General features: G+C 56.0%; 24 protein-coding genes and 1 riboswitch. Of the genes, 12 read left to right on the forward strand and 12 right to left on the reverse strand.

Annotated features, from left to right (window positions below; all coding sequences use genetic code 11):
- Positions 1–50 precede the first annotated feature (50 nt).
- The 3 genes from L881_RS0104260 (at position 51) to L881_RS0104270 (ending at position 2,860) form a co-directional block, all read left to right on the forward strand.
- A complete protein-coding gene (locus L881_RS0104260; protein ID WP_025732478.1) occupies positions 51–998 on the forward strand; it encodes a carbohydrate kinase family protein in 948 nt (315 codons plus the stop codon).
- A 42-nt stretch (positions 999–1,040) separates the two neighbouring features.
- Entirely contained in the window at positions 1,041–1,439 is a 399-nt protein-coding gene (gene copM, locus L881_RS0104265; protein WP_245587923.1) for a CopM family metallochaperone, read from the forward strand.
- 677 nt (positions 1,440–2,116) lie between these two features.
- Positions 2,117–2,860 carry a glutamine amidotransferase-related protein gene (locus L881_RS0104270; protein WP_025732480.1) on the forward strand — a complete coding sequence of 248 codons (744 nt, stop codon included), beginning with the start codon at positions 2,117–2,119 and terminating at the stop codon, positions 2,858–2,860.
- 114 nt (positions 2,861–2,974) lie between these two features.
- On the opposite strand, the gene L881_RS0104275 is transcribed toward L881_RS0104270, so the two are convergent.
- The 7 genes from L881_RS0104275 to L881_RS0104305 all read right to left on the reverse strand — a co-directional run bounded on the left by L881_RS0104275 (position 2,975) and on the right by L881_RS0104305 (position 9,226).
- The gene (locus tag L881_RS0104275) at positions 2,975–3,760 is read right to left on the reverse strand and encodes a transporter substrate-binding domain-containing protein (RefSeq protein ID WP_342664098.1); all 786 of its coding nucleotides are present in this window, start codon (positions 3,758–3,760) and stop codon (positions 2,975–2,977) included.
- A gap of 105 nt (positions 3,761–3,865) precedes the next feature.
- Positions 3,866–4,594, reverse strand: a complete 729-nt coding sequence (locus L881_RS0104280) for an ABC transporter permease (protein ID WP_025732482.1) — start codon at positions 4,592–4,594, stop codon at positions 3,866–3,868.
- Positions 4,594–5,319: an ABC transporter permease gene (locus tag L881_RS0104285; protein WP_025732483.1), complete on the reverse strand. Its 726-nt coding sequence runs from the start codon at positions 5,317–5,319 to the stop codon at positions 4,594–4,596. Before L881_RS0104285 ends, L881_RS0104280 begins: the two co-directional genes overlap by 1 nt.
- Before the next feature lie 20 nt (positions 5,320–5,339).
- Positions 5,340–6,110 (reverse strand): ABC transporter ATP-binding protein, encoded by a 771-nt coding sequence (locus tag L881_RS0104290; RefSeq protein WP_025732484.1) that lies wholly within the window; start codon positions 6,108–6,110, stop codon positions 5,340–5,342.
- A gap of 354 nt (positions 6,111–6,464) precedes the next feature.
- Positions 6,465–8,012, reverse strand: a complete 1,548-nt coding sequence (locus tag L881_RS0104295) for a bifunctional GNAT family N-acetyltransferase/carbon-nitrogen hydrolase family protein (protein ID WP_025732485.1) — start codon at positions 8,010–8,012, stop codon at positions 6,465–6,467.
- A 32-nt stretch (positions 8,013–8,044) separates the two neighbouring features.
- Entirely contained in the window at positions 8,045–8,167 is a 123-nt protein-coding gene (locus L881_RS14040) for a hypothetical protein (RefSeq protein WP_281172168.1), read from the reverse strand.
- 45 nt (positions 8,168–8,212) lie between these two features.
- Positions 8,213–9,226: an acyltransferase family protein gene (locus tag L881_RS0104305; RefSeq protein WP_025732486.1), complete on the reverse strand. Its 1,014-nt coding sequence runs from the start codon at positions 9,224–9,226 to the stop codon at positions 8,213–8,215.
- 165 nt (positions 9,227–9,391) lie between these two features.
- Between L881_RS0104305 and L881_RS0104310 the strand changes: the two genes are divergently transcribed.
- Positions 9,392–10,075, forward strand: a complete 684-nt coding sequence (locus L881_RS0104310) for a glutathione binding-like protein (protein WP_025732487.1) — start codon at positions 9,392–9,394, stop codon at positions 10,073–10,075.
- 99 nt (positions 10,076–10,174) lie between these two features.
- Here L881_RS0104310 and L881_RS0104315 read toward each other — a convergent pair whose 3' ends face one another.
- Positions 10,175–11,167 (reverse strand): alpha/beta hydrolase, encoded by a 993-nt coding sequence (locus tag L881_RS0104315; protein ID WP_051464787.1) that lies wholly within the window; start codon positions 11,165–11,167, stop codon positions 10,175–10,177.
- Positions 11,168–11,494: 327 nt separating this feature from the next.
- Between L881_RS0104315 and L881_RS0104320 the strand changes: the two genes are divergently transcribed.
- Both L881_RS0104320 and L881_RS0104330 read left to right on the forward strand, forming a co-directional pair.
- Entirely contained in the window at positions 11,495–12,616 is a 1,122-nt protein-coding gene (locus L881_RS0104320; RefSeq protein ID WP_025732490.1) for a YncE family protein, read from the forward strand.
- 270 nt (positions 12,617–12,886) lie between these two features.
- Positions 12,887–13,711: an aldo/keto reductase gene (locus L881_RS0104330; protein ID WP_025732491.1), complete on the forward strand. Its 825-nt coding sequence runs from the start codon at positions 12,887–12,889 to the stop codon at positions 13,709–13,711.
- A gap of 151 nt (positions 13,712–13,862) precedes the next feature.
- On the opposite strand, the gene L881_RS0104335 is transcribed toward L881_RS0104330, so the two are convergent.
- The gene (locus L881_RS0104335; RefSeq protein WP_025732492.1) at positions 13,863–14,156 is read right to left on the reverse strand and encodes a DUF883 family protein; all 294 of its coding nucleotides are present in this window, start codon (positions 14,154–14,156) and stop codon (positions 13,863–13,865) included.
- Between the two features lie 234 nt (positions 14,157–14,390).
- Here L881_RS0104335 and L881_RS0104340 point away from each other — a divergent pair, with 234 nt between their 5' ends.
- From L881_RS0104340 to fabV, 4 genes are all read left to right on the forward strand, one after another.
- Positions 14,391–14,861, forward strand: a complete 471-nt coding sequence (locus tag L881_RS0104340; protein ID WP_245587924.1) for an NUDIX hydrolase — start codon at positions 14,391–14,393, stop codon at positions 14,859–14,861.
- Between the two features lie 13 nt (positions 14,862–14,874).
- Positions 14,875–15,369 (forward strand): glutathione peroxidase, encoded by a 495-nt coding sequence (locus L881_RS0104345; RefSeq protein WP_025732494.1) that lies wholly within the window; start codon positions 14,875–14,877, stop codon positions 15,367–15,369.
- A gap of 70 nt (positions 15,370–15,439) precedes the next feature.
- Positions 15,440–17,986 (forward strand): mechanosensitive ion channel domain-containing protein, encoded by a 2,547-nt coding sequence (locus L881_RS0104350; RefSeq protein ID WP_169730593.1) that lies wholly within the window; start codon positions 15,440–15,442, stop codon positions 17,984–17,986.
- Between the two features lie 218 nt (positions 17,987–18,204).
- Positions 18,205–19,410, forward strand: coding sequence for an enoyl-ACP reductase FabV (gene fabV / locus L881_RS0104355; RefSeq protein WP_025732496.1), 1,206 nt, complete (start codon positions 18,205–18,207; stop codon positions 19,408–19,410).
- Positions 19,411–19,495: 85 nt separating this feature from the next.
- Here the strand turns inward: fabV and L881_RS0104360 are convergent, their stop codons facing one another.
- Positions 19,496–20,917 (reverse strand): DEAD/DEAH box helicase, encoded by a 1,422-nt coding sequence (locus L881_RS0104360; protein WP_025732497.1) that lies wholly within the window; start codon positions 20,915–20,917, stop codon positions 19,496–19,498.
- A gap of 267 nt (positions 20,918–21,184) precedes the next feature.
- Here L881_RS0104360 and L881_RS0104365 point away from each other — a divergent pair, with 267 nt between their 5' ends.
- On the forward strand, positions 21,185–22,615 hold the full coding sequence (locus L881_RS0104365; RefSeq protein WP_025732498.1) for a hypothetical protein: 1,431 nt from the start codon (positions 21,185–21,187) through the stop codon (positions 22,613–22,615).
- 113 nt (positions 22,616–22,728) lie between these two features.
- Entirely contained in the window at positions 22,729–23,007 is a 279-nt protein-coding gene (locus L881_RS0104370; protein WP_025732499.1) for a glutaredoxin family protein, read from the forward strand.
- A 90-nt stretch (positions 23,008–23,097) separates the two neighbouring features.
- Here the strand turns inward: L881_RS0104370 and thiC are convergent, their stop codons facing one another.
- Both thiC and L881_RS0104380 read right to left on the reverse strand, forming a co-directional pair.
- Entirely contained in the window at positions 23,098–25,017 is a 1,920-nt protein-coding gene (thiC, locus tag L881_RS0104375) for a phosphomethylpyrimidine synthase ThiC (protein WP_025732500.1), read from the reverse strand.
- 82 nt (positions 25,018–25,099) lie between these two features.
- Positions 25,100–25,232, reverse strand: a riboswitch (TPP riboswitch).
- Positions 25,233–25,320: 88 nt separating this feature from the next.
- Positions 25,321–25,701: a DUF4870 family protein gene (locus L881_RS0104380; RefSeq protein WP_025732502.1), complete on the reverse strand. Its 381-nt coding sequence runs from the start codon at positions 25,699–25,701 to the stop codon at positions 25,321–25,323.
- Positions 25,702–25,754 lie beyond the last annotated feature (53 nt).

Here is a 25,754-nt window from a genome sequence, read left to right on the forward strand (position 1 = left end):
AGGCAGCGCATGATCGTTTTATATGGCTGCCCGTATGTTAAGGAAATACCATGTTTTTGATTTGTGGCGAAGCGCTGTTCGATGTGTTTGCCCATGCTGGTGATGACGATTCTGCGGCAGCGATTGATTTTCGCGCAGTAGCCGGAGGATCACCGTTCAATGTGGCCTTTGGTCTGTCTCGACTAGGGGGCCAGTCTGCGCTGCTGACAGGCATCTCCAGCGATTTTCTGGGTGAGCGGTTAATCAAGGTGCTGGAGCGGGAAGGCGTGGATTGCCAGTACCTGGTGCGCGAAAGCGATTGCAAGACCACCATCGCAATGGTGGCATTGGACCCCAACGGTTCGCCACAGTATTCCTTCTATCATGAGAAAGGTGCCGATCGCGCACTGGCCTTCAGCAGCCTGCCGGAGCTTGATGACTCCATCAAGGCAATTCACGTAGGTTCCTATTCTCTGGTGGTCTCTCCCACCTCTGAAACGCTGGGCACCCTGATTGAGCGGGAAGGTAAAAACCGCCTGGTAACCCTCGATCCCAATGTGCGTTTGAAAATCGAGAAGGACAAGGATCGCTGGCGTGAACGTCTTGCCTTCTTTGCTTCTCACGCCGATATTATCAAGGTCAGCGATGAGGATCTGGAGTCGCTCTACGATAGTGGTGAAGGAAGTGATAAAGCGCAGGAGTGGCTGGCTGGACGCACGCAGCTCGTGATTGTGACGCGCGGTGTGAACGGCGTGAGTGCATTTACTCGTTCAGGACGTATTGATCTGCCAACTGAACCTGTTGAAGCGGTTGATACGGTTGGTGCTGGTGATACCTTCCAGGCTGCGCTGCTGTGCTGGCTTGATGAGCATAACGGCGCCAGCCAGGAAGGGGTTGCTGCGCTGACCGATGATGATATTCGTCACATGGTTACCTTCGCCAACCGTGCTGCCGGGGTAACCTGTACTCGCCAGGGGCCTGATCTTCCTTATCGTCGAGAGCTGGCTGACGGCGAGTAAGGTCTGGAATGCTCCGCTATTCGACTGATTAAGGAGATGATCGTGTCACGTACAATTGCGCGTCTACTAACACTGGGTTTGGCAAGTGCCGCTATCTCACTGGCAGGGCCAGCGCTGGCGGCGGATGATGCTGATGGTCAGCATGAAATGGGGTCTTCCCAGATGTCCACGCACTCATCTGAAGCACCTTCCAGCCAGGCTTATATGGCTGCCAATGAAAAAATGCACCACAACATGTCCATGGACTATAGTGGCGACGCTGATGTCGATTTTGTGCGTGGGATGATCGCTCACCATCAGGGTGCCATTGATATGGCGAAGGTGGAGCTTAAGTACGGCAAGGATAATGAAATGAGGCGCCTCGCTGAACGCATCATTAAAGCTCAGCAAGGCGAAATCAAGCTGATGCAGCGCTGGCTCAAGGCCAATCAGGCCGAGTAGTGCACTGATCGGTAAGATTATCTTTGTTTGTATCGGGCGCTGAACGGCAGTTTGCTGCGCAGCGCCCGATCTTCTTCTTAAGCGATGCGCGTCGCCATCACGGCTTGTTAGCACTGCTTAACCCGCTTCCCATCTTGTGAACAGCGCTTTCCTCCACCTCTAGCGGCTACTTCGTCGACTGCCTTACGGTTTTCCTCTTCTCAAGGAAGGAATGAGAGAGCGCATTGATCTTCTCTTATTTGCCTCACCGATTGCTCTCATCGTTATGGCAAGACTTCCCTGTAATCCGGCGGATAACGTGGTGTTCGCTGCCTGTAGTGCGACCGGGTCTGCCAGTTGGAGCACTTGCTGAGTAGCCTTTCTAACTACGCCCATATAGCGCGTGTTTAACACGATGATTGCCCGCTTGCACGCCGCCATTCTTATGGAAGCAGAACGTGTCGGGAACGCTTTGGCTATCTTGAACGACGAATGTTCAATGCACGTTTGACGGGGTGCCCACTGTTGTCGCTGCGACGGTTAAGGTATGTTGGTTGTTCGGGACGTACCGTGTCTAGGCGGTATCTGTGCCGACAACGAACACAATAATCCTGGCATGAGAGCACATTTCCTGTGGCTCGCGGCACTACTGGTGCAGCCTCCGCACGGCAATGCGGCTCACTTTATAGGAACAGCACATGAGAGTAGGGCTATTACAGTGTGATGATCTCGCTACCGGACAATCCGAGCGTTTTGGCAATTATCCCGAACTTTATGGGAAGCTGCTGCGGGGCGTAGATGAGACCATTGAACTTGAAACCTGGCGTATACATGAAGGCGAGCTTCCTGACGATACGCTGGCAATGGATGCCTGGCTAATTTCCGGCAGCAAGGCTAGCGTGTACGACGATAACGAATGGATTGCGGGTCTACTGGGGTTTATTCGCCTGCTGTGGGAAGAGCGCCGTCCGCTGATAGGCGTCTGTTTTGGTCATCAGGCGATTGCGCAAGCGCTGGGCGGCAAGGTGGAGCGCAGCGTTGAGGGATGGGGGCTGGGTACCGCCCTTAACCATGTAGAAGTTGCCGCTGACTGGATGGTACCGCCGCGCGAAGATGTGCGTCTGGTGGTTGTTCATCAGGATCAGGTGACACAACTGCCGCCGGTATCGGAAGTGGTGGCCAGCGCTCCCCATTGCGCCAACGCGATGATTCAGTATGACGAATGCTTTCTTGGCATTCAGGGACACCCCGAATTTTCCGTCGAGCTGGCGCGTGAACTGGTCAACGAGCGTCAGTCATTACTGAACGTTGATCAGGTGCCGGTATGGTTGGCCTCCCTTGAGAAACCTACCGACGAGCGCCTGGTTGCCTGCTGGATCGTGGAATTCATCGAGCATGCGCTGGTTGAAGCGCAGAGCTTTGCACTGGTCCGTTCAGGCTAATCAGCAAGAAGGAAGTGATGGGGTAGAGGCCGCGACGTATGGAAAGCAAAAGGGCTGCCGAATGGCAGCCCTTGAACGGATGACAACTTGCGACTCATCCTCTGTGCTTAGCGCTTATTCACCTTCAGGGAAGTAGTGCTGCACTAGCTGGTCATACTCGCCATTGCTCTTCAACTCCGCCAGCGCCTTGTTGAATTTATCCGCCAGTTCCTGATCGCGCGGACGGAAGGCGATGCCGATGCCGTCACCAAAGTATTTCTTGGGCTCGCTGATCAGATCACCCACACGCTTGAACTTGTCCTGATTTCCCTTGATGAAGGTTTCCTGCCCTGTCGCTACATCGACAAAGGAGATGTCAGCGCGGCCAGCCTGTAGGTCAATCGTGATGTCATCCAGGCTCGCGTAGCGCACGATCGTGTTGTCAGCCGCATAGTTATCGGTGACGTAGCTATCCTGCAAGGTGCCACGCTGAACGGCGATACGCTTGCCTTTCAAGCCGTCGCTGGAAATATCCGAGATAGTGGAAGCCTGCGGTACAAACCAGCCCGACGGCAGCACCAGATAGGGATCGGAGAAGAGTACCTGCTGACGGCGCTCGTCGCTGATGGTCATGGTGGACATGATCGCATCCGCTTTACGTGAGAGCAGACTGGGAATCAGGCTGTCCCACGCCTGGGTTTTCCAGCTGCACTGAAGGTCAGCCTGCTTGCACAATGCCTTGCCGAGATCGACATCAAAGCCTTTCAGCTCGCCGTTTGAATCGGTAAATTCAAAGGGTGCATAGGGCGTATTCAGTACAAAACGTACTTGATTGGAGTTGTCATCGCCGTGGCTGCAAGCGGTTATCGCGCAGGCAGCGAGCAGGCCGATGGCGCTGAGGGCAACAGGTTTGAACATCATGATAAATATCCTTGCAGGCATGAGCGAAGATCAGGTAGCAGTGCTGCCCCGCACTCGATAAGCGGGGCACTGTCCGTACCCTGTTTTTTGTTGATCACGGTGATATTAGCTGCGTGGCCGCTGATGCACCAGCAGCTTGCGCTCAAGCATTTTGAAAAGTCCCTGAATGCCGAAACTCAACACCATATAAAGTAATGCGACAAAAATGAATGCGGGGAAGGGCGTATAGAAGCGTGAATATACGTAATAGGCCGCCCCTGTCAGATCCATGATGGTGACCGTACTGGCGATGGCACTGGCGTGCAGCATAAAGATGACTTCATTGCCGTAGGTGGGCAAGGCGCGGCGAAAGGCGCTGGGCAGAATGATTCGCCGCATCATCAATGAGCGCGACATACCATAAGCGCGTGCTGCTTCCAGCTCACCGCGAGAGGTTGCCTTGATGGCTCCATGGAAGATTTCGGTGGTATAGGCAGCCGTATTCAGCGTGAAGGCCAGCAGCGCAGGATATAGCGCATTATTGCTGAAGGTGCTGAGCAGGCTGCCTTCCGCTGGATGAATAAAGGCGAAACCGTAGTAGGCAATGTAGAGCTGAATCAGCAGCGGCGTCGCACGAAACAGATAGGTAAATGCCCACACAGGCCATTTGAGCCACGCCTTTTTGGAGCTGCGCATAACAGCAAAGGGGAGTGACAGCAGCAAACCAATGATGAGGGCGATAAATACCAATTGGACGGTATTGACCAGACCCTGCCAATACATGGCTAGCGTACTGACGGTAAAGACCTGATTACCGTTGAGATAATCGCCGAGCTGAGAAAGTAATCCATCCATCACTCATCGCCCTCCAGCACGCCGGTGTTATAGCGGCGCGTAAGCCACTGAAAGACAATTTCCGAAAGCCCCGCGATAATGAGATAGCCCAGCGCTACCGGTATTAAAAACAGAAAGGGAGCATGGTTGGCGCGGGTAGCTTCATCAGCCACCTGAACCATATCGCTGAGTCCAATAATGGAAACCAGCGCCGTCATTTTCAGCAGAACCAGCCAGTTATTGCCGATGCCGGGCAGGGCGTGGCGCATCATCAGCGGGAAGCGGATGCGCCAGAACGTCTGCAAGGGGCGCATGCCGTAGGCTTCAGCGGCTTCCATCTGGCCCTTTTCAACGGCCAGAAAAGCGCCGCGGAAGGTCTCTGCCATATAGGCCCCAATAATAAAGCCGATGGTGATACTGCCCGCAGTGAAGGCATTGATATTGATATACATATCAATGGTGCCACCGCTCACGCTGTACAGCCAGTCGGTAACGGCATTGACACCGATCTGGCCGCCGTAAAACAGCAGCATCATCAGCACCAGATCAGGAACGCCACGAATCAGCGTGGTGTAGGCAGTGCCGATGGCTCGCAGGAAGGCTGAGCGCGACAATTTGGCGCTGGCGGCCAGCAGCCCCAGCACCAGCCCGATGAGCAGGGACAGCAGCGCTACTTCCAGGGTCAGTAGACCACCGATGAAAAGGCGTGGGCCGTAGCCCATGAAATCAAGCCAGGCAGGCAACATAGGGTTCTCCACCGGCTGAATTAGTGTTTGGGCGCCAGAAATTGGCGTAAACGGGGGGAAGTGGGCTGCTCCAGCACCTGGGCGGGTACGCCGGCTTCCTCGATCAGCCCCTGATGGAGGAACACCACCTGATCGGAGACATCGCGGGCGAAGCTCATTTCGTGAGTCACCACAATCATGGTGCGGCCCTCGTCAGCCAGCTCACGCATCACCTTGAGCACATCCCCCACCAGCTCAGGATCGAGGGCTGAGGTAGGCTCATCGAACAGCATCACTTCCGGCTCCATCGCCAGCGCACGAGCAATAGCGCCACGCTGCTGCTGACCTCCGGAGAGCTGTGAGGGGTAGTACTGCGCCCGCTCAGCCAGACCAACGCGCTCAAGCAGAGCCATGCCGCGTTCGCGAGCTTCAGCCTTGGGCACTTTCAGCACATGCACGGGCGCTTCGATCACGTTTTGCAGCAGCGTCATGTGCGACCACAGATTGAAGTTCTGGAACACCATCGAGAGCCGCGCACGAACGCGCTCTACCTGACGCAGATCGGCCAGCTCCCGCCCGCGTCGGCTCTCCTTGAAACGAATTTCTTCGCCATGTACCTGAATACTGCCTTTATCGGGCCGCTCCAGCAGATTCATGCAGCGCAGAAAGGTGCTTTTACCTGAACCGGAAGAACCGATCAGCGTAATGACATCTCCCTTGCTGGCGGTCAGGGACAAGCCGCGCAGTACTTCATTGTCGCCAAAGCGCTTGTGAATATTGCTGACCACCAGTGGGGGAGTTGTGTCTGACATCTGCGTTCTCTCGGGGCAGCCTGAGCGTTGCACAGCGGGCCCGGTTAAAGGATTGAGTATTGAACACGTTGTAGTTGTTGGGTACTGCTCGGTAAATGAAAGCGGCGGGAAGCCTGCTTTACCGTGGCGCGCGCCTAGTTTACCGTGTGTAAAGGCGCATTTTAAGGCGGTAGACGGCATTCGTATGGGAACGGAGAGCTGCTTCAGGCCGCTTTCGACTATCTTGCATGCGCTATGCGAGGGATTCTACCAAAGCATGGCGCACAGCGCCCCCTTCCTGACACAAGGTGCTGCCAATTTACCAGAGAGTCTCGCAAGCAGCGGTGCCTATTTGTGGGGGCGCACGCCAAGCGCTCAGTCGCCGGTTTTGAGCGAACGGTCACGCCAGCGCAAATCGAAGAGATCCATACGACGATCCTTAAGGTTGGTCACCGAGCCTTCATTGCGCACGACCTTGAGCTTGCGCAGGTCGAGATCAGAGAACATCAGCATCTCGGTATTGGGCGTTGATTCGGACATCACGGCATCATGAGGGAAAGCGAAGTCCGATGGCGAGAATACGGACGACTGCGCGTACTGCACGTCGAGATTTTCGATGGAAGGCACGTTGCCGACGCTGCCGCATACCACGACGTAGCACTCGTTTTCGATGGCGCGAGCCTGAGCACAGTGGCGCACACGCAGATAACCGTTTTTGGTATCGGTCCAGAACGGGACGAACAGCACGTCCATATCCTGATCGGCAAGTACGCGCGACAGCTCCGGAAATTCCACGTCATAGCAGATCAAAATGCCCACGCGCCCGGCGTCCGTTTCGAACACATTGAGGCTATCGCCGCCCTGAATGATCCAGTCGTTGCGTTCCTGGGGCGTAATGTGGAGTTTGGGCTGACGGTCAATATTGCCATCGCGGTGGCACAGATAGGCGACGTTATACAGCTCGCCATCCTCGTCTTCCTCAACCATCGAGCCGGCCACGATATTGATGTTGTAAGAGACCGCCATGCGCGAAATCTCTTTCTTGAAACGATCGGTGAAGCTGGCCAGAAAGCGAATCGCCTCAATCTGATCGCTTTGGTTGGTCAGCCCCATCAGCGGCGTATTGAAAAGCTCGGGCAATACAGCAAAGTCGGACTGATAGTCTGAAATCGCATCGACGTAGAACTCGACCTGCTCAAGTACCTTCTCTACCGAGGCAAACTCGCGCATCTGCCACTGAATGGCACCCACACGGATCTCCTGCTTACGCCAGTTGATTACCGCGTCAGCAGGTTCATACAGAATATTGTTCCACTCAAGCAGGGTGGCATAACCGCGCGAGTCGTCATCTTCCGGCAGGTAGTTGCGCAGCAGGCGCTTGACCTGAAAGTCATTGGAGAGCTGGAACGACAGAATCGGGTCGTAGATCTCCTTGCGCGCCACCTCATTGATGTATTCGGTGGGGGAGAGATCGTCGGCGTACTGGTGGTAGTGGGGAATACGCCCGCCCGCCAGAATGGCCTGCATATTGAGCGAGCGGCACACGTCCTTGCGTGCTTCGTAAAGACGCCGCCCCAGACGATAGCCACGGTAGTCGGGGGCTATCAGTACATCGAGGCCGTAAATGGCGTTGCCGTTGGGATCATTGAGAATGATCTCACGCTGCCCGATCAGATCGTCGTACTTGTGCTGGTTTGAAAAACGCTCGTAGTTCACCTGCACGCTGAGCGCCAGCCCCACCAGCTTGCCATCGTCTTCAATAACGAGCTGTCCGTCAGGGAACTCGGCGATCAGGCGATCAATGGTCAGCTTGGGCCAGGCTCCCCCAATATCGTTGTAAACGGAATCCATCAGCGCTTTGAGCTGAGGATAATCGGTGGAAACAAGATTACGGATATTCAGGTGCAGGGCGTCTCGGGACATGTCAAAAAACACCGCTTGGTCAGTGAAATGGCTCATCGTTCGATGATGAAAGCCGCATAGGATAGCACGATCAGTGCGTATTCAGCCGCTGGCACATGCAGTGCAAGCGCCGTCGGCAGGTTGTCGGGTATGTGCTCGTGGCGAACCTGTGGCATTTGGGGCGAGCCTGTTCATGGCGACACTTTGGGCAGTCGCCGCACTCAGACTCTTTGCGCAGCGGGGCTGCGACCATGGAGCAAAAAGGCACTCGTGGTAAAACGGTGGGTCAGCCGGTGCCATAGCAGCGGCACTGCGATGCTCCCCGCGAGCACCAGCGTATCTATTGCAACACTATGGCTGTGGCCAAATTGCCACTGAATGACAAGGTGCAGATACATGATGGTCATCGACGCCTGGCCGATGCAGGCCAGCTGTTTACTGAAGGAGGTCAGCCAGGTACAGCAAGCCAGCCATTCGGCGGCATTGATGAGCACGATAATCGACGCCAGTGATGCGATCAGGGTGATAAACGGCACGCCGTAGTGGTTGTACTTCATGTTCATGCCAAGCGGAGCACCTTGGTAGATGGCGGCGGCAGTGCCCGCCATAAGCGCAAATGCACACCAGAGCAGTATCGGTGAACGCATGAAAGCCGTATAGCGCGCGGCCATATAACCCGCATACATGATCGGGACGCCCAGCAGCGCAACATTGGCACTCCCCATCAGCCACGCCTCGGGCAATAGAGCGTCATTGAGGAAGGCGAGGGAAGCCATCGCTACCATCACCAGGGCGAGGGGAAGCGAGGTCAGGTGCCAGCGTAAAAAATAGAGCAGCTGTTGGCTGATCCAGAAGCAGGTCACAAACCAGAATGCCGAAAAAATGCCGGTAAGCGCCTCTCCGCCGAGAAGGGCGGCTGTCAGGCCCCTCTTCAGCGCGTCGGCTGCTTCATGCTCTGAAAGCAGGTACCCCATGGCCGGCACACCCAGTAGGAGCAGATAAGTCACATAAGGTCGCAGATGGGCAGCACTCTTACGCATGAAGTAGTGGCTGGGGTGATCCTTCAAGCGCATCAAATAGCCGCTCAGGAAGAAAAACAGGGGAACGTGAAAAAGAAATAGTACGTTGGCAGCGGCACCCGGCTGGTAGTGGCCGAAGGCAATCATCAAAATGCCCACGCCGCGCACCAGATCAATAGCAGAGACGTTGGTGCCCGACGAATTTCCCGCTGTCATAATGCTCCCGTGCAGATCATGAGGAATGTGTGTTTTACGACCATTGTAGTAGCCGACAACACTGCAACAGTGAGGTTCCTCAGACATGATAATTGTTGACCATTTCCATCAGCAGTGTTTGCTTGATACAGGAATCGGCAGGTTTACCTGGATGGGAGAATCACGATGATTGATCTGTATTACTGGACAACGCCCAATGGCCACAAGCTCACCATTGCCCTTGAAGAGCTTGGGCTTGAGTACCGCCTGATGCCTATTAACATTGGCAAAGGAGAGCAATTCACGCCTGAGTTTCTGGCGATAGCGCCCAATAATCGAATTCCTGCGCTGGTCGATCATGATGTGGAAGGCGAACCGCTGGCGCTGTTTGAGTCTGGCGCAATGCTTGAGTATCTGGCCGACAAGACCGGCAAGCTGCTGCCTGCTCAGGGCGCGGCGCGCTATGTGACCCTGCAATGGCTTTACTGGCAGATGGCGGGGCTTGGCCCCATGGCGGGGCAGAACCACCATTTCCGCAATTACGCGCAAGAGAAGGTGCCTTACGCCATTGAGCGCTACGTCAACGAAACTGCACGTCTTTATCGGGTGCTGGATACGCGCCTGCGTGATGTTGCCTATGTGGGCGGCGACGAGTACAGCATTGCCGATATTGCCATCTGGCCGTGGATCAAACCGCATCAGGATCAGGGCCAGCAACTGGAAGACTTTCCCCATGTGGCGCAGTGGTTTGAGCGCATCGGCGAGCGCGATGCGGTGAAGCGTGCCTACGCGCTGGCGGAGTCAGTCAATCCCGATCAGGGCAAACCGATGGATGAAGAAGCGCGTCGGCATCTGTTCAAGGGACGTTAATCTGTTGGCGGGCTGTCGTAAATGAAGGAAAGGGGCGAGCACTCACGGTGAGGCTCGCCTTTTTTTCATGCACTTCTTGTGATTTCAGCCCGCTGCCCTTCAGTGAGAGTGGTCAGAGGGCGCTTTCAGACTGGCGGAGTCGCTCATCGGCAGTCCGGCAATATTCAACAGCGTATCGGTCAGTGAGGCTCCGAACATCGGGCCATGACTCAATGCAGGGTAGCTGCGGTAATCGGTATCCATCCCCTGGATCTGCTTCAGACGTTGGGCGAGATCGTGTGCGGCGGTGGGAGACTGCTGCGCGCGCAGTTCGGAACCTTTGGTGACATTTCCCAGTGTACGGCCCTCGCGGCGGTGACGGGCCACTTCATCGCCACCATGAAACAGCGTGAGGCTCGCGGGTTCGGCAAGTGCCTTGCCGAGACGCTCTTCTCGGTTCAGCCCCTTGCCCTGACTCCAGCCGAGAGAGGGGCTGGCGGCATAGTAATGGGCGTAGCTGCTAGGGGCGCTAAACAGGGTGTCGAGCACAAACAGCCCACCGTATGAGTGCCCCCACAGCGAGCGCTGGTGGGCGTTGATCGCCAGCTCCTGCTCAGCACGCGGTTGAATGGTGTCATGCAGCAGCGTGCGGAATGTATCGCTGCCACCGCTGCGGCGATCCGGATTCCATGGGTCTGCGCCATGGTCGGCCTCTACCGGTGGAGTATAGTCATAAGCGCGCGCTGTTACGTCAAAAGGAAGATCAGTCTGATAGCCCACTGCCACAATGACGGGAGGCTGGCCCTTGCTCAAGCGTTCAAGCAGCGGCTCGTTGAGGTTGTGCAAGGCAGAATTGCCATCCATCGCATAGACAATGGGATAGCCGCCGGAAGGAGCTGCCTGACGGGGGATTGCCACCCATACCCGATAATGGCGCTGGTGATCCTGTGAATCCACGTCGAAGTGACGAAAGCGATAGTAGGCCGACCCCGTGTCCGCGATGCTGCGGCCAAGTGGTTTCATCTGCGGCTGGGCGCCTGCGCTGAATGCGGCTGTGCCCAGTATCAGCAGCAAGGCCAGCGCTAGCCAGCGACCCAGTGGGGAAGTTCTCATGACAGGACTCATATGGTAGTGGGACAGGCGGCTCTTTTCTGACAAAGCCGACGGATAGCGTGAGGTTAGCACTGCGTATTGTTTCAGCGAGTGAAGGCGATGTTTTTCCACGGTGTTTGTCATACGGATTCAGAAAGACCAGGCTTTCTGAATCCTGGCTTTATGCTAACAATAAGAATAAGAACGCTTTCGATTGAGAAAAGCATAGCGCTTCATTACGCTGATTTCATTCGGATTTGGTACAAGCGGATTGCGCCAATGGCTGAAGCGCCCCAACTGATGGGCTGATTTTCGGTTGAACTCAATCACTGGAAAGGAGGTATCTCTGTGAAGGCTCAAAGCGCGCGCGTTGCGCTACTACTGGCAGGGTTAACGGCATCGAGTGCTGCACTGATGGGAGTCACTCAAATGGCGGCGGCACAAGCGGCACCATCCCCACAAACGTCAGCGGCCTCAGACGCTACTTCGGGCATTGCCCATCAGGTAGAACTGAGCGGCAGTATTTACGAACTTGCCCACGATGCGTCCAGTAATTCCATCTACGTAGCGGTAGGTGGAGCGAAGGGAGAGAGCGGACAGGGGCGTATTATTGAACTGGACGCTTCCACGCTTGCCATCAAACGCTCGATTGTGACGCCTACCAAAAATCACGGGCTATATTTCGACGCCCAGCTCAATACACTGTTCACCACCAATTCGCGCAGCGGTCAGCTTACCGCCGTTCGTCTGGGCAATGACCTGAGTTCATCCACCGTGCAACTGGTAGACCCTCAGCAGGCCCGTGAAGGAGAGCATCCGGTGCAGCCTCGCGAGATCGTGGCAGTGCCAGGGTCGGATTCCATTTACGTTACCGGCGTGGGCTTCGGTGATGACGGCAACAGTGCCATCTGGAAGGTAAATGGCCGCACGCTCCAGGTCGAAGAGACCTTCGAGCAGGTGGGCAAGAGCGTGACCGGGCTGGCGGTAGCTCCCGACGGCAAGCAGCTCTTTGCCACTGCAATGGGTAGCGATGAAGTGCTTACGCTCGATCAGCACGGCAAGGTGCTCAAGCGCTTCAGCAGCGGCGGTAAGAAACCTCTGAATATCGCCTATGACGCCAAGGGTGGCCGGCTGTTTGTGGTGAATTCAGGCTCCAATACGCTGGCGGTGCTGGATTCCCAAAGCGGTAAACCGATTTACACCTATTCCACCAGCGAGATGCCCATCAGTGTCAGTTACGACGCCGACCATCAGCGTCTCTATGTGGCGAACCGCAAGGGCGGTGATGTGGATGTGATCGACAGCAGCACTTATCAGCGCATCAAGCGGATACCCGCGCCGCCGATGCCCAATAGCGTTGCGCTCGACAGTGAACATAACCGTGCTTTTGTTACCAGCCGTCCTTCCAATGCCAAGGATGCCAGCGACAGCGACAAGCGCGATAGAGTGTACGAAATCTCCGTGCCGTGATCTCGGTAAACGCTGCCACCTTCAATATCCCGATAGTGAGAGCTATCGGGATATTTTTATGTTGCCCGATGGCGGTCCATTTTAATTTCCGGGGTTGAGTTTCGATCATGCTGAACGCATCTATCCAAATGGTGCCCAGGCATTGGTTGCAGGGCAACCGGCCAGAAGGCGACCTGAACTGCTGTGTGCCGGGCCGCGTGCCCGGTACTTCGATGCTTCACCATAGATGACAGATCCTGGTTATATACGTCCATCAAAGAGGAGCGCACGATGTCTGCAATTCCCACTATTCGTTTAAGTGATGGTCAACACATTCCTCAGTTCGGTCTGGGCGTTTGGCAAACGCCAGCGGAGGAGACCGAGAAAGTGGTTGGCACCGCGCTTGAGCTGGGCTATCGCCACATTGATACGGCAGCGATTTACGGTAATGAAGAGGGCGTTGGCCGTGCCATTGCCAATTCCGGTATCTCGCGTGATGAGCTGTTTATTACCACCAAGCTATGGAATGAAGAGCAGGGGTACGACTCTACTCTCAAGGCATTCGATACCAGCCTTGAGAAGCTCGGCCTCGATTACGTCAATCTGTATCTGATTCACTGGCCGCTGCCTGGCAAAGACAAATTCCTGGATACGTGGAAGGCTTTCGAGAAGCTGAAAAGCGATGGACGTATTCGCTCCATTGGCGTCTCCAACTTCCGTGAACAGGATCTTGAGCGGCTGTTTAATGAAGCCAACGAGCGCCCGGTCATCAACCAGATTGAGCTGCATCCGCTGCTACAGCAGAAAGCGTTGCGGGAATTTCACCAGCAGCACGATGTTGTGACGGAAGCCTGGAGTCCGCTGGCACAAGGCGGCGAATTGCTCGGCAACGACAAGCTGAAGGCTATTGCCGAAGCGCATGGCAAAAGCCCCGCCCAGGTGATTCTGCGCTGGCACATTGAGCTGGGTAACGTGATCTTCCCCAAATCGGTGACGCCGTCGCGCATCAAGGAGAATGCCGATATTTTCGACTTCACGCTGACTCAGGACGACATGGCTACCATCGCGACACTTGATGAAGGCAAGCGCCTTGGCCCTGACCCTGCGGATGGCTAAGTGCGATGAGATGGCTGCCGAGTGCAGCCTCTCTTGAGCAGAAGGCACGCCAGAGATTGGCGTGCTTTTTAATGATCTCCGGCCTGGCTTCCTACTGAAGTGCCGACGGCCCGCAGAAGCGGGCCGTCGATAGTGCGGGGCAGGGAAGCTGCTATTTGCGCCCCAGCAGATAACCAAGAGCGATGCCGGTCAGGGTACCCGCAGCGACATAGGCCCAGGGGTTTTCACGGGCGCTGTCGTCGATGCGTCTGGCGCTATCGCAGGTTAGCTCGCGGGCACGACGTGAGCCATCTTCAAAGTATTCAGAAGCGCGCTGGGTCTGCTGGCGAGCCTGCTGCCTGAAGTCATTAAGATGCTGAAGACCGTGACGGCGGCCCTCTTCCAGCCTCGCTCTAACGCGTCTTTCCTGCTCGCGTCGGTCGCGTGAAGAAAATAATCCAAACATGGCGTTCTCCTTGGCTCTCGGCCACAGTATGTCATGGTGGCAATTACGTTACGCTAGACTCTGTTGGTAATGCCCTTGCCTTGCAGAGCGCGGCGGCTATTGGGTAGCAGCCTTGCAGCTGTACGCTGCCAGCCTAACGCTATCAGAGGGCAGGCGCTACCGAACGATGTATGCACGGTATTTAATGTCAACGCTGAGAGTGAGAATATGTCATCGGCGCGCGAATGGGTACAAATGATTGATGCATCTGGCGCGCCTTGCGGGGCGACGACACGGGCGCGGATGCGTAAACTGCGATTGTGGCACCTTACCAGTCAGGTATTTGTGCGCAATTCTGCGGGATTGTTGTGCGTACAACGGCGTACCCAGTGCAAGGATGTCTTTCCCGGTGCCTATGATCTCGCCGCGGGTGGCGTGGTCGCCGCAGGTGAAACGGTTGCCAGCGGCGCACGTCGTGAAGTGGCGGAGGAGCTGGGCGTAAAAGGCGTGCCGCTGACCTTCTGTTTTGAGCAGGTGTATGCCGATGCCGCCATTTGCGCCCGCGCAGGCGTCTTCCTGACGACCTATGACGGGCCGCTTGAATTGCAGGAAAGCGAAGTGGCTGCGGTCGATTGGCTAGCGCCTCACAAGGCATTGGCCCTGACACCGGTAACCCCGGACAGCCTTGCCGCCTTGCAACGGCTTTTGGACGAAGGATGGCTATGAAGGAGCGTAACAGGTGACTTTGCTAGATCATTCGTGCAAGACGCTGGATGGTGCGCCGTTCAACCTTCAGGCGCTCAAGGGGCAGGTGCTGCTGATCGTCAATGTAGCCAGCCGCTGCGGTTTTACGCCTCAATTGAAGGAGCTGGAGGCGCTTTACCAGCATTACCGTCATCAGGGGCTGGTAGTGTTAGCATTTCCGTGCAATCAGTTTGGGCATCAGGCGCCAGAAGAAGGTGAGGCTTTCGCGGAGGCTTGTTCGGTATACCGCTTGAGTTTCCCGCTCCTTGAGAAGGTCAAGGTCAATGGCAGTGATGCCCATCCGTTGTTCAAACAATTGAAGAGAGAAGCGCCGGGGCTGCTGCGCTCTGCTGCCATCAAATGGAATTTCACCAAGTTTCTGGTGAACCGCCATGGCCAGGTGATAGAGCGTTTTGGCCCGCGCGTTCGTCCGATGGCCATTAGACATGCCATCGAGCAGGTATTGGATAGTGAGGTGCCGGCGCATTAGTCAGCGTCTGGCGATATACATATTGGAGCTTTATCCGTTTGCCCTGATCAGGCGGTAAATGGTTGGGTTGATGAGCTTGATCAAAAACAGTGAGGTCCCCATGGTAGCAGCACCTTCCTTCCCTCAGCGCAAGCGCCGAGGTCTTATTCCTCTTCTGATGACGTGGTTAGCGCTTCTGCTGGCACTTCTGCTGGTATGTGGTGGCGCGCGCGCAGCCGATGACACGTCCACTGCCTCTGCCCAGGACAGGCAAAGCTATCAGGCGTTGGCAGATGCGCTGGATAACCCCGATACACGAGAACGCCTGGTGGCGCATCTTCGTGACATGGGCGAAGGCGCTGACGGTAGCGCCGCTGCCGATCAGGCATCGGGCGCTGCTGCCAGCGATGAAGAGAATGAGCCGTGGTCTGGAGGGGTGGTGGATGCTACCCAGCACTTTGGCGACAGCCTGGTAGCCGAGCTTAAAGAAGCCGGCAACCGTCTCAAGGCGCTGTCACAGGGTGAAGGGCTGCATAACGTGAGCGTTCAAGAGTGGCTCAATGCGTTACTCCACCTGTTTGTAGTGCTGGCGGTATCGCTGGTTGCCATTGCGCTGCTGCGCAGGCTTGGCGCAGTGCTCTACCGGCGCGTCAATCAGTGGGCGTTCGATCAGGTGAAACCGTACGAGGATGACTCTCATCTTGAGCAGCGTCAGCGTCGTAATTTCTCCGCATTGAGTGCGCTTTATGGTCGTGTCGGGGCCATTGTCGGCACGCTGATTATTGATCTGCTTATCGTGCTGGTATCGGCCTTCATCGGTTACGGTGTCGGGCTTCTGCTGGCGGGTGATAATCAGGGCATGGTGCGCCTTGTCTCCTCTGTTGCTTCTGCATTCTTTGGTGTCGAAATCTGCAAGGCGCTGGTGCGTACCCTGTTCTCCAGCCGTTATCCCAGCCTGCGCCTGATTCCCATCGAGGATGAAAGTGCGGCTTACTGGACGAAGGTACTGTGCCGTTTGGTTGGAACGGTAGGCTATGGGTTGATGGTCCTGGTGCCGCTGATCCGGTTGATGTTTTCTCCGGCAGCGGGGCAGGTGGTCAATCTGGTCGTGATGCTGGCGGTATACATCTACGCCTTGAAACTGATTATCCAGAACCGCCGCAATGTGACCGAGCACTTCCAGCGCAATGGCAAACGCACCAGCCCGTCACCCGCCGCACGACTGGCGTGGATGCTGGCGCGTAGCTGGTCCATTCTGGCCATCATCTATTTCACTGTACTGCTGGTCATGTCGCAGCTATCGCCGGCCACTGCGCTGCCGTTTATTCTGCGGGCTACCCTGCAAACCGGCATTGCCGTACTGGTGGCGCTGTTCCTTTCGGCCCTCGCCATGGCGTTCCTGGGGCGGCACTATTCGCTGTCGGATAATCTCAGGGCACGTTTGCCGAAGCTTGAGCAACGCCTCAACTCCTATGCACCCATCGCCCTTACGGTCAGCCGCATTATCATCGGAATAGCAACACTGGTGGTTATTCTTGATGGCTGGCACCTGATCTCGACCAGCAGCATTATGCACTCCAGCATTGGGCAGACGCTCATCTTCAACAGCTTGCATGTGTTGGTGGTGCTGTTGATTGCGACTGCGGTATGGGTCATTTTTGCCAGCGTGATCGAGCATCGTCTCACCAGCAACAATAACGATTTTTCACGCGCGCGTGAGCAAACCCTGCTTACCCTGCTGCGCAATGCCATGCTGATCGTCATTGTGGTAATCACGCTGCTGGTTGTGCTCTCCCAGATCGGTATCAACATTGGCCCGCTGATTGCCAGTGCCGGTGTGATCGGTTTGGCAGTCAGTTTTGGTGCGCAGAAGCTGGTACAGGACATCATTACCGGTGTGTTCATTCAGCTTGAAAATGGCATGAACCAGAACGATGTCGTGGAAGCGGCGGGCGTGTTTGGTACCGTTGAACGCTTGACCATTCGCTCCGTAGGCATTCGTACGCTGGATGGTGGTTATCACCTGATCCCGTTCTCGACGGTCACGACGCTGACCAACCATATGCGTGATTTCTCCTACCATCTGGGTGAATACACCATCGGGCATCGCGAGAATGTGGACGAGGCCATCGAGCGGTTGCGTGATGCGTTCGAGGAGCTGATGACCGATCCGATCCTCTCTCCTGAAGTGACTCGCGAAGAGTTCTCAATTCCTGGGGTAGTGGGTATTGGTCAGGAAGGCATTAGGATCAGGGTGCTGATCAAAACCACGCCAGGCATGCAGTGGGCAGTGCAGCGCGGTTACGATCGTCTGGTGAAAAGCCACTTCGACGCAGCCCGCATCGAAATGCCATACCCGCAGACGGTGCTGCACTTCGCGCAGGATAAAAATGGCGATGCTGCTCCTATGCGTGTGGTACGTGGTGATAAACCTCAGGTGGCGCATGGCAAGGCTCCGGCACCTGGTCAAACGCCGCGCCATTTCAAACGTTCCGAGTTCAGTGATGAAGTGCTGGGCAACGAGCATGAAACCGGCGACCAGGGCCAGTCGGAGAAAGGTGAAGAGCCTGAGTCCGAGGAAGAGAACGTTCAGCAGACTGGAGAAGCTGGTCAAACCAGCACCAAACCAGGTCACTGATGCTCTTTACGCCTGATAGTCGCTGCGGGGGAAGATTCCCGTGGCGGTAGGCTGAGAACAGAACTTGTCTGATCCTTTTGGCTGGTTACCAGCCTACCCATGTTCTACTGCGCTCAACTGTCTGCTTTCCGTTACATGTTTGCAGAGGCTGGGCGCAATTTTCTTCTTAAGCGTCAGCGTCTAAAATACGCGCGACGTTCATTATTGAGGTAATACAATTGATCATTCACCCCAAGGTTCGTGGTTTTATCTGCACGACCACTCACCCCACTGGCTGTGAGCACAATGTTGCCGAGCAGATCAAGGTCACCCAGCATCAGGGCGTGCGCAACGACGGCCCCAAAAAGGTGCTGGTGATTGGTGCTTCCAGCGGTTATGGCCTGGCTGCGCGTATTACTGCTGCCTTTGGCTATGGTGCCGATACCCTTGGCGTATTCTTTGAGAAGGCGGGTACTGAAAAACGCGTGGGTACTGCGGGCTGGTACAACTCTGCGGCATTCGACAAGTTTGCCAAACAGCAGGGCCTTTACAGCAAATCCATCAATGGCGATGCCTTCTCTGACGAAGCACGCGATCAGGTGATCGAACTCATCCAGAACGAGATGGGCGGCAAGGTTGATCTGGTGATCTACTCGCTGGCATCGCCGGTGCGCAAACTGCCTGATACCGGAGAAGTGAAGCGTTCTGCTCTCAAGCCGATCGGTGAAACCTACACGTCCACCGCCATCGACACGAACAAGGACACTATTATCGAAGCATCGGTTGAACCGGCAACCGAGCAGGAGATCGAAGACACCGTCACGGTCATGGGCGGCCAGGACTGGGAGCTTTGGATCAATGCGCTCAGCGAGGCTGACGTACTGAGCAGCGACGCCAAAACCGTGGCGTTCAGCTATATCGGTACGGACATCACCTGGCCGATCTACTGGCATGGAGCGCTGGGCAAGGCCAAGGCGGATCTTGATGCCACGGCTGCACGCTTGAACACGCGCATGAGTGCTCAAGGCGGTAGCGCCAATGTGGCGGTGCTGAAATCAGTGGTCACTCAGGCGAGTGCCGCCATTCCCGTTATGCCGCTGTACCTCTCCATGGTGCAGAAGATCATGGCAGAGAAAGGGCTTGAAGAAGGCCCGATCGAGCAGTTGAACCGTCTGTTCCGCGAGCGTCTGTATTGTGAAGATGGCAGCGCTGGCGCCACCGACGAGGAAAACCGTTATCGCGTCGATGATTGGGAGCTGCGTGACGACGTTCAGAATGAATGCAAGGCGCTGTGGCCACAGGTGACAACTGAAAACCTGTTCGATTTGACCGACTACGCAGGCTACAAGCATCAGTTCCTGAAACTGTTCGGCTTCGAGATTGATGCCGTTGATTACGATCAGGACGTTAATCCTGCGGTCGAATTCGACGTTATCTCGCTTTAATTTCAGCAGTTTAGCCAGTAACCAAAGGCCCGCCGTAATCTACGGCGGGCCTTTGGTTTAATACGTGAACAATGTGCGCGATGAATCAGCTTGATTGCGAGTGCTGGCGCGGCTTGCGTGCCGGGCGACGGCGCTTGCGCGGCTGCTCTTCACGGCGATTGTCACGCTGTGCAGCATCGGCTGACGCCTTTTGTGCACTGTTTCCCGACGACTTGCCGCCAGCGCGCTGGGGGCGGTTGCCTGATCCATTGCGAGCGCCACCCCGAGTGTTGGAGCGATTGCTGCTATTGGCGTTGCCGCGCTTGCCATTGCCGCGGGGTGCCTGCGGTTGGCGCGGTGGTTCGCTGTGCTGAAGCTGCGCTTCGATGGCCTTGGCATCGAAATCGCTTGGCGTCAGCACGGTAATGCGGCGCTTGATCAGGCGCTCGATCTGCTTCAGCTGCTTGTCTTCCTCATTGCACACCAGCGATACCGCTTTGCCTTCCGCGCCCGCGCGTCCGGTGCGGCCAATGCGGTGCACATAGTCGGGTGCTGCCTTGGGCAATTCAAAGTTGATCACATTGGGAAGCTGCGCAATATCAATCCCACGGGCAGCCACATCGGTAGCGACCAGCACGTTGATGGTGCCGGACTTAAAGCCGGCCAGCGCTTGCGTACGCGCATTCTGGCTCTTGTTGCCGTGAATGGCGGCCGCACTGATACCCGCGCGTTCAAGGCGTTGAGTCACGCGGTTCGCCATGTGCTTGGTGGCGGTAAAGACCAGCACCTGGGTCAGCGACTGCTGCTTGATAAGATGGATAAGCAGTGCCGATTTCAGCGGCTTGTCGATTTTGTAGACCGCTTGCTCAACGGTTTCGGCAGCCGAGTTGCGCGGTGCTACATCAATACTGACGGGATTGTGCAGAATCGACTCGGTGAGGGTACGAATCTCGGCCGAAAAGGTCGCAGAAAACAGCAGGTTCTGGCGCTTGGCAGGCAGCAGTTTCAAGATGCGCTTGATATCGTGCACGAAGCCCATGTCGAGCATGCGGTCGGCTTCATCCAGCACCAGGGTTTCAATGTGATTCAGCGAGACAGCCTTCTGGCTGACCAGATCCAGCAGACGACCAGGGCAGGCCACCAGCACATCAACGCCGCGCTGCAAGCGTTCGATTTGCGGGTTGATCTTGACGCCACCGAAGACCACATCGCTGCGCAGCCTGGGCGACAGGTGCTCGCTGTAAGCGACGAGCGATTCATGGATCTGGGCGGCCAGCTCACGGGTAGGGGTGAGTATCAGTGCCCGTGGTGACTTGCCCTGGCGTTCCGGCGTCAGCGCCAGACGTTGTAGTATGGGCAGCGCAAAGCCGGCAGTTTTGCCGGTGCCGGTTTGAGCGGCTGCAAGTACATCGCGCCCTTCAAGCGCAACGGGAATCGCCTTGGCCTGAATGGGAGAAGGGGTGGTATAGCCGGCGTCATCGACTGCGCGCTTGAGGGCGGGCAGTAAGCCGAGAGAAGCAAAGGACATGTAGAGTCGGTAACCTTGAAGCCCGTGTTAACGGGAAAATCGTGAAAGCTGCCGGCAAGGGCAGCACTGAATAGTGGGCGGAGTATAGCGCCGCAACCGTTGTGCGATGAGGATGAGTGGGAGTTCGGTGGCTGGTTGCCTTCAATTTTCCTTCAATCTGTTCCAAAACGGCATTTCCGGCGCACCGCTACAATCAATCCTGCCAGTGTTAATGCGAGCGATTGTATCATAGTCGCACCATTCATCCGTTCACCTGGGAGTAACGCAGTGATCAAGGTAAAGCGTAAGGAAGGATTTATCCTGCGTATTACTCGGGTGTTGCGCGAGCCAACCCAAGACTCTCTCGATCTCTATCTCTACGTTCCCGATGAATTGGGGCTGAACACCAACGTGGTCGCCGAAGATCTCTTCTATCACTCGGCCATCCACAGTCGGCGTACCTATTTCAGCGCCGAGCATCAGCTACCGCTGGTGCGCAGTCGCCTTGAAGGACGTGGCCGTCTTGATCCTGAGCGCTACCGACTCAGCATGAGCCTGTACGCCTTCCAGTTTGTGACCGCCCAGGAGCAATCGGCGCGCGATATTATCGAGCGCTTTCACGATGAAGGCAGCGAAAACGATGCCACTCCCCAGGAGCTTCTCGAACATATCGAATTGATTGAAAGCATTCTGCGGCGGGTGCGGCGCAATCAGCCGACCGAGGATAACCTGACCCGCTATTTCGCCAATATTGATAACTATATCTCGTGGTTTACTCAGCAGGAGATGCTGGCCATTAGTGCGGAACTGCCTGATGAAACCGGCTATCAGCAGGTGCGCCAGAAAATTATGGCGCTGTGTGAACGCGAGGAGAGCTATCGCACCGAGCGGCAGTACAACTCTGAACGTGCCACCGCAAGCCCCACGCGCATGTCCAATAAAATGCGGCTGCTGCGGCGCTTGATTGAATTTCCGGTCACGCTCAAGGACAAGCCGAAGGAGCTGGGCGGCGGTGAGCAGCGTGCGGTCAAGGCGCTGGTCACCGGGCTGGTGATGATGGTGATCTCTGCGCTGGTGATCGAATTGCACGTCGTGTTCAGCAATGTGACCATCTGGTTTTTGCTGGCCCTGGCGGTGCTCTATGCCGTGCGAGAGGTCTTCAAGGATGATTTGCGCCAAACCTTATGGCGCTGGCTGCGTAAGGGGCGTCCTAAATGGCGGCGGCGCTACCGTGATCCTGAACGGGGAACTGTGGTGGGCAGTCAGCGCGAGTGGTTCGATTTCAAGAAATCCAACCGTATGCCTGAAGAGATTCGTCGCGCCCGACGCTCCAATGTCAGCCAGCGCAGCGAAACCGTGCTGCATTATCGCAGCCGCGCGCAAATGCTGCCGACCCGCTTTCTGAGTGGTTATCACCAGACTCGTGAAACCTTGACCCTTGATCTTGAGCTGTTGACCAGCCTGATGGAGCCGGGCAGTCACCGCATCTTTCTGATCGAAGAAGGGGAAGTCACCAACCGCAAGGTGGAAAAACGCTATCAATTCAACCTGATCGCACGCAGTCAGCAAGGGGAGCACGACGCTGATATTCAGCGCTGGAAAATCGTTCTGAATCGGTCGCGTATTCTGGATATCGAGGAAATTCCGCTGTTTGACGACGACAGCGCACGAGTTGGCGAGAAGAGCCGCAAGGCCAATGAAATGGTCGAGTATCCTTGAAGTTTTCCGGGTCACCCCGATAACGGAAGGAACGTTTTATTGTCAGCCGTCATCGGTGCGTGTCACTCCGGGGCTGGCAATCAAGGGTACTCAATCATCAAGAGGTTTATGTTATGTCCAACGCTCAGAACGCCGCAGCCCCGCGCACGCTGGTGCTTTATCACTTCCGGAGCTGCCCGTTTTGCATCATGGTTCATCGCAAAATTGAGCAGCTCGGACTCGATATCGAACAGCGCAATATTCGTGAAGAACCCGCCTACCGTCAGGAGCTGATCCAGGGCGGTGGTAAGCAGCAGGTGCCGTGCCTGCATATCACCGAGAGTGATGGTCAGGAACACTGGCTGTATGAATCCAGCGATATCAACCGCTATCTGGAACAGCACTACGGATAAGCGAACGCCATTCGCCGCAATATCAATAAACCCCGCATCAGGCACCGGCTCTCAGGCCGGCCCAATGCGGGGTTTGTGCGTTACAGGGCGTCATACTTCCTTGTAGAGTTCGCTCCCTTCACGCTTGAAGCGTTGCGCCTGCTCGTTCATACCCTCGTCGTGCTGCTTGAGCGCCTTTTGGCTGTAACGCTCGCGTACTTCCTGAGTGATTTTCATTGAGCAGAATTTGGGACCACACATCGAACAGAAGTGCGCTACCTTTGCCGATTCCTTGGGCAGCGTTTCATCGTGGAAGGATCGGGCTGTGTCAGGATCAAGGCCCAGATTGAACTGATCTTCCCAACGGAACTCAAAGCGCGCTTTCGATAGTGCATTGTCGCGGCGTTGTGCGGCGGGGTGCCCCTTGGCAAGATCGGCGGCATGGGCGGCAATCTTGTAAGTGATGATGCCGGTTTTAACGTCATCTTTATTGGGAAGACCAAGGTGCTCCTTGGGCGTTACGTAGCACAGCATCGCGCAGCCGTACCAGCCGATCTGGGCAGCGCCGATCGCCGAGGTAATATGATCGTAGCCAGGGGCTATGTCGGTTACCAATGGGCCGAGCGTGTAGAAGGGCGCTTCGTCGCAGCATTCAAGCTGCTTGGTCATGTTCTCTCGGATCAATTGCATCGGTACATGTCCGGGTCCCTCGATCATCACCTGAACGTCATGTTGCCAGGCAATCTGCGTCAGTTCACCCAGCGTCTCCAGTTCGGCGAACTGCGCCTGATCGTTGGCGTCCCGAATGGAGCCAGGGCGCAGCCCATCCCCGAGTGAAAACGAGACATCGTAGGCTTTCATGATCTCGCAGATTTCATCGAAGTGCGTATAGAGAAAGCTTTCCTGGTGATGGGCCAGACACCACTTGGCAATAATCGAACCACCGCGCGAGACGATACCGGTAGTGCGCTCAGCGGTCAGTGGAATGTGATGAAGACGCACGCCAGCATGAATGGTGAAGTAATCAACGCCTTGCTCGGCCTGCTCAATCAAAGTGTCGCGGAACAGCTCCCAGGTCAGCTCTTCGGCCACGCCCTTGACCTTCTCAAGCGCCTGATACATCGGCACCGTACCAATCGGTACCGGGGAGTTGCGCACAATCCATTCGCGGGTTTCGTGAATATTCTTGCCGGTCGATAGGTCCATGATGGTATCGGCACCCCAGCGGATGCCCCAGGTCATCTTGTCCACTTCCTCTTCGATAGAGGAAGAGAGCGCCGAGTTGCCGAGATTCCCGTTGATTTTCACCAGAAAGTTGCGCCCGATAATCATCGGTTCGAGTTCGGGATGGTTGATATTGGCGGGAATAATCGCACGGCCACGCGCTACTTCCTGGCGTACAAATTCAGGAGTGATGTCGTCAGGAATGTTGGCACCGAAAGAGTGCCCAGGGTGCTGGTGCGCCATTTCGTGTTCGGCGTACTGGCTGCGTAGCTGATGGCGCTGCTGATTTTCGCGCAGGGCAATATATTCCATTTCAGGAGTAATAATGCCTTGTCGTGCATAGTGCAGTTGGGTGACGTTTCGCCCTGCCTTGGCACGGCGTGGAAGGCGCTTTAGCTCGAACTGCAACGGTGCCAGCAGTGGGTCGGAAGCGCGGCGTTGACCGTATTCCGAACTGAGACGCTCAAGCTGCTCGGTATCTTCACGCTCTTCTATCCATGCACGTCGTAGCGCAGGTAGCCCTTTGCGAATGTCGATATGCGCTTCAGGATCGGTATAGGGGCCTGAGGTGTCATACACCAGCAGCGGTGGATTTTCCTCTGGGGTATCGCTGGTCGTGGTAGGCGTTTGGGTAATTTCGCGCATGGGCACGCGAATATCCGGGCGCGGCCCTTCCACATAGATCTTTCTTGATGCAGGCAGGGGAGCAATCACGGCACGATCAACCGTGGCGTTTTCAGCCAGGAAGTGGCGTGTTTTGGAAGCGTTGTCGCTGTGTGTCTTTGCTGGTGTGGCGGGTGTAGTCATGGTAGCTCCGCAATATGGAGAAACCGGTGACCAAGCGTAAGGAGATGAGTACCCGCAGTGCGGGGAGTGCGTCGCTCGCCATGGCAGCGCACCGCTTGATTCCTACGCCGGTACTAACCGGATCAGGTTCAGCGGGACTGCATTTGGGACGCCTGAAAAGGCGTTGGCCCGGATGCGATCTCAGCCGGCATTCACCGGCGCCCCGTCAAGCGTTGTTGCAGTAGTGAGTGTGTGACCTTAATGATGAGCGGTCAAGCGCCGAATGGCATCGCGCAGCCACACGTATGATGACAACCGGGAAATTTAATAGAGCCAGGTGGTGAGATTATTCGGGCCGCGTTTCTCGGTCAGGTTCTTTAGCCCGCGAATACAGCGAATAATCATCCATAGGGGGATCAGCGCCAGCACAAGGAAGCCGACCAGCATCAGGGAGAACATATAGCCGATCACCGCATACAGTATGCTGAGCCAGAAGGTACGAATCAGGAAGCGGTAATGCTGCTGTTGCCAGGGCTGTGCGTCACCTTTGTAAACATAGGCGATCACTACACCAATGATGGCGGTAACGCCATTACATAGGCTCACGAGATAAAGTATGTACACCAGCAGTGGAACGATAATGCTGCCTTCTGATTGAACTGCCGGTGTAGATGATGAAGGAGGCAGTTGCTTGGTAGATGCCATGAATGACTTCCTTAACAATGGTACGGCAAGGCCGGATACCCTGGCCGCTGAAT

This window comes from Carnimonas nigrificans ATCC BAA-78 (assembly GCF_000526695.1).
In the GTDB taxonomy this organism is placed as follows: domain Bacteria; phylum Pseudomonadota; class Gammaproteobacteria; order Pseudomonadales; family Halomonadaceae; genus Carnimonas; species Carnimonas nigrificans.

Coding starts and splice junctions, on each gene's coding strand:
- L881_RS0104340 (WP_245587924.1), top strand. CDS start 14,391: ATGATTGATGCATCTGGCGCGCCTTGCGGGGCGACGACACGGGCGCGG.
- L881_RS0104275 (WP_342664098.1), bottom strand. CDS start 3,760: ATGATGTTCAAACCTGTTGCCCTCAGCGCCATCGGCCTGCTCGCTGCC.
- L881_RS0104370 (WP_025732499.1), top strand. CDS start 22,729: ATGTCCAACGCTCAGAACGCCGCAGCCCCGCGCACGCTGGTGCTTTAT.
- L881_RS0104330 (WP_025732491.1), top strand. CDS start 12,887: ATGTCTGCAATTCCCACTATTCGTTTAAGTGATGGTCAACACATTCCT.
- L881_RS0104290 (WP_025732484.1), bottom strand. CDS start 6,110: ATGTCAGACACAACTCCCCCACTGGTGGTCAGCAATATTCACAAGCGC.
- L881_RS0104335 (WP_025732492.1), bottom strand. CDS start 14,156: ATGTTTGGATTATTTTCTTCACGCGACCGACGCGAGCAGGAAAGACGC.
- L881_RS0104305 (WP_025732486.1), bottom strand. CDS start 9,226: ATGACAGCGGGAAATTCGTCGGGCACCAACGTCTCTGCTATTGATCTG.
- L881_RS0104270 (WP_025732480.1), top strand. CDS start 2,117: ATGAGAGTAGGGCTATTACAGTGTGATGATCTCGCTACCGGACAATCC.
- L881_RS0104260 (WP_025732478.1), top strand. CDS start 51: ATGTTTTTGATTTGTGGCGAAGCGCTGTTCGATGTGTTTGCCCATGCT.
- L881_RS0104360 (WP_025732497.1), bottom strand. CDS start 20,917: ATGTCCTTTGCTTCTCTCGGCTTACTGCCCGCCCTCAAGCGCGCAGTC.
- L881_RS0104380 (WP_025732502.1), bottom strand. CDS start 25,701: ATGGCATCTACCAAGCAACTGCCTCCTTCATCATCTACACCGGCAGTT.
- L881_RS0104295 (WP_025732485.1), bottom strand. CDS start 8,012: ATGTCCCGAGACGCCCTGCACCTGAATATCCGTAATCTTGTTTCCACC.
- L881_RS0104280 (WP_025732482.1), bottom strand. CDS start 4,594: ATGGATGGATTACTTTCTCAGCTCGGCGATTATCTCAACGGTAATCAG.
- L881_RS14040 (WP_281172168.1), bottom strand. CDS start 8,167: ATGCCACAGGTTCGCCACGAGCACATACCCGACAACCTGCCGACGGCG.
- L881_RS0104285 (WP_025732483.1), bottom strand. CDS start 5,319: ATGTTGCCTGCCTGGCTTGATTTCATGGGCTACGGCCCACGCCTTTTC.
- thiC (WP_025732500.1), bottom strand. CDS start 25,017: ATGACTACACCCGCCACACCAGCAAAGACACACAGCGACAACGCTTCC.
- L881_RS0104310 (WP_025732487.1), top strand. CDS start 9,392: ATGATTGATCTGTATTACTGGACAACGCCCAATGGCCACAAGCTCACC.
- L881_RS0104315 (WP_051464787.1), bottom strand. CDS start 11,167: ATGAGAACTTCCCCACTGGGTCGCTGGCTAGCGCTGGCCTTGCTGCTG.
- L881_RS0104350 (WP_169730593.1), top strand. CDS start 15,440: ATGAGCTTGATCAAAAACAGTGAGGTCCCCATGGTAGCAGCACCTTCC.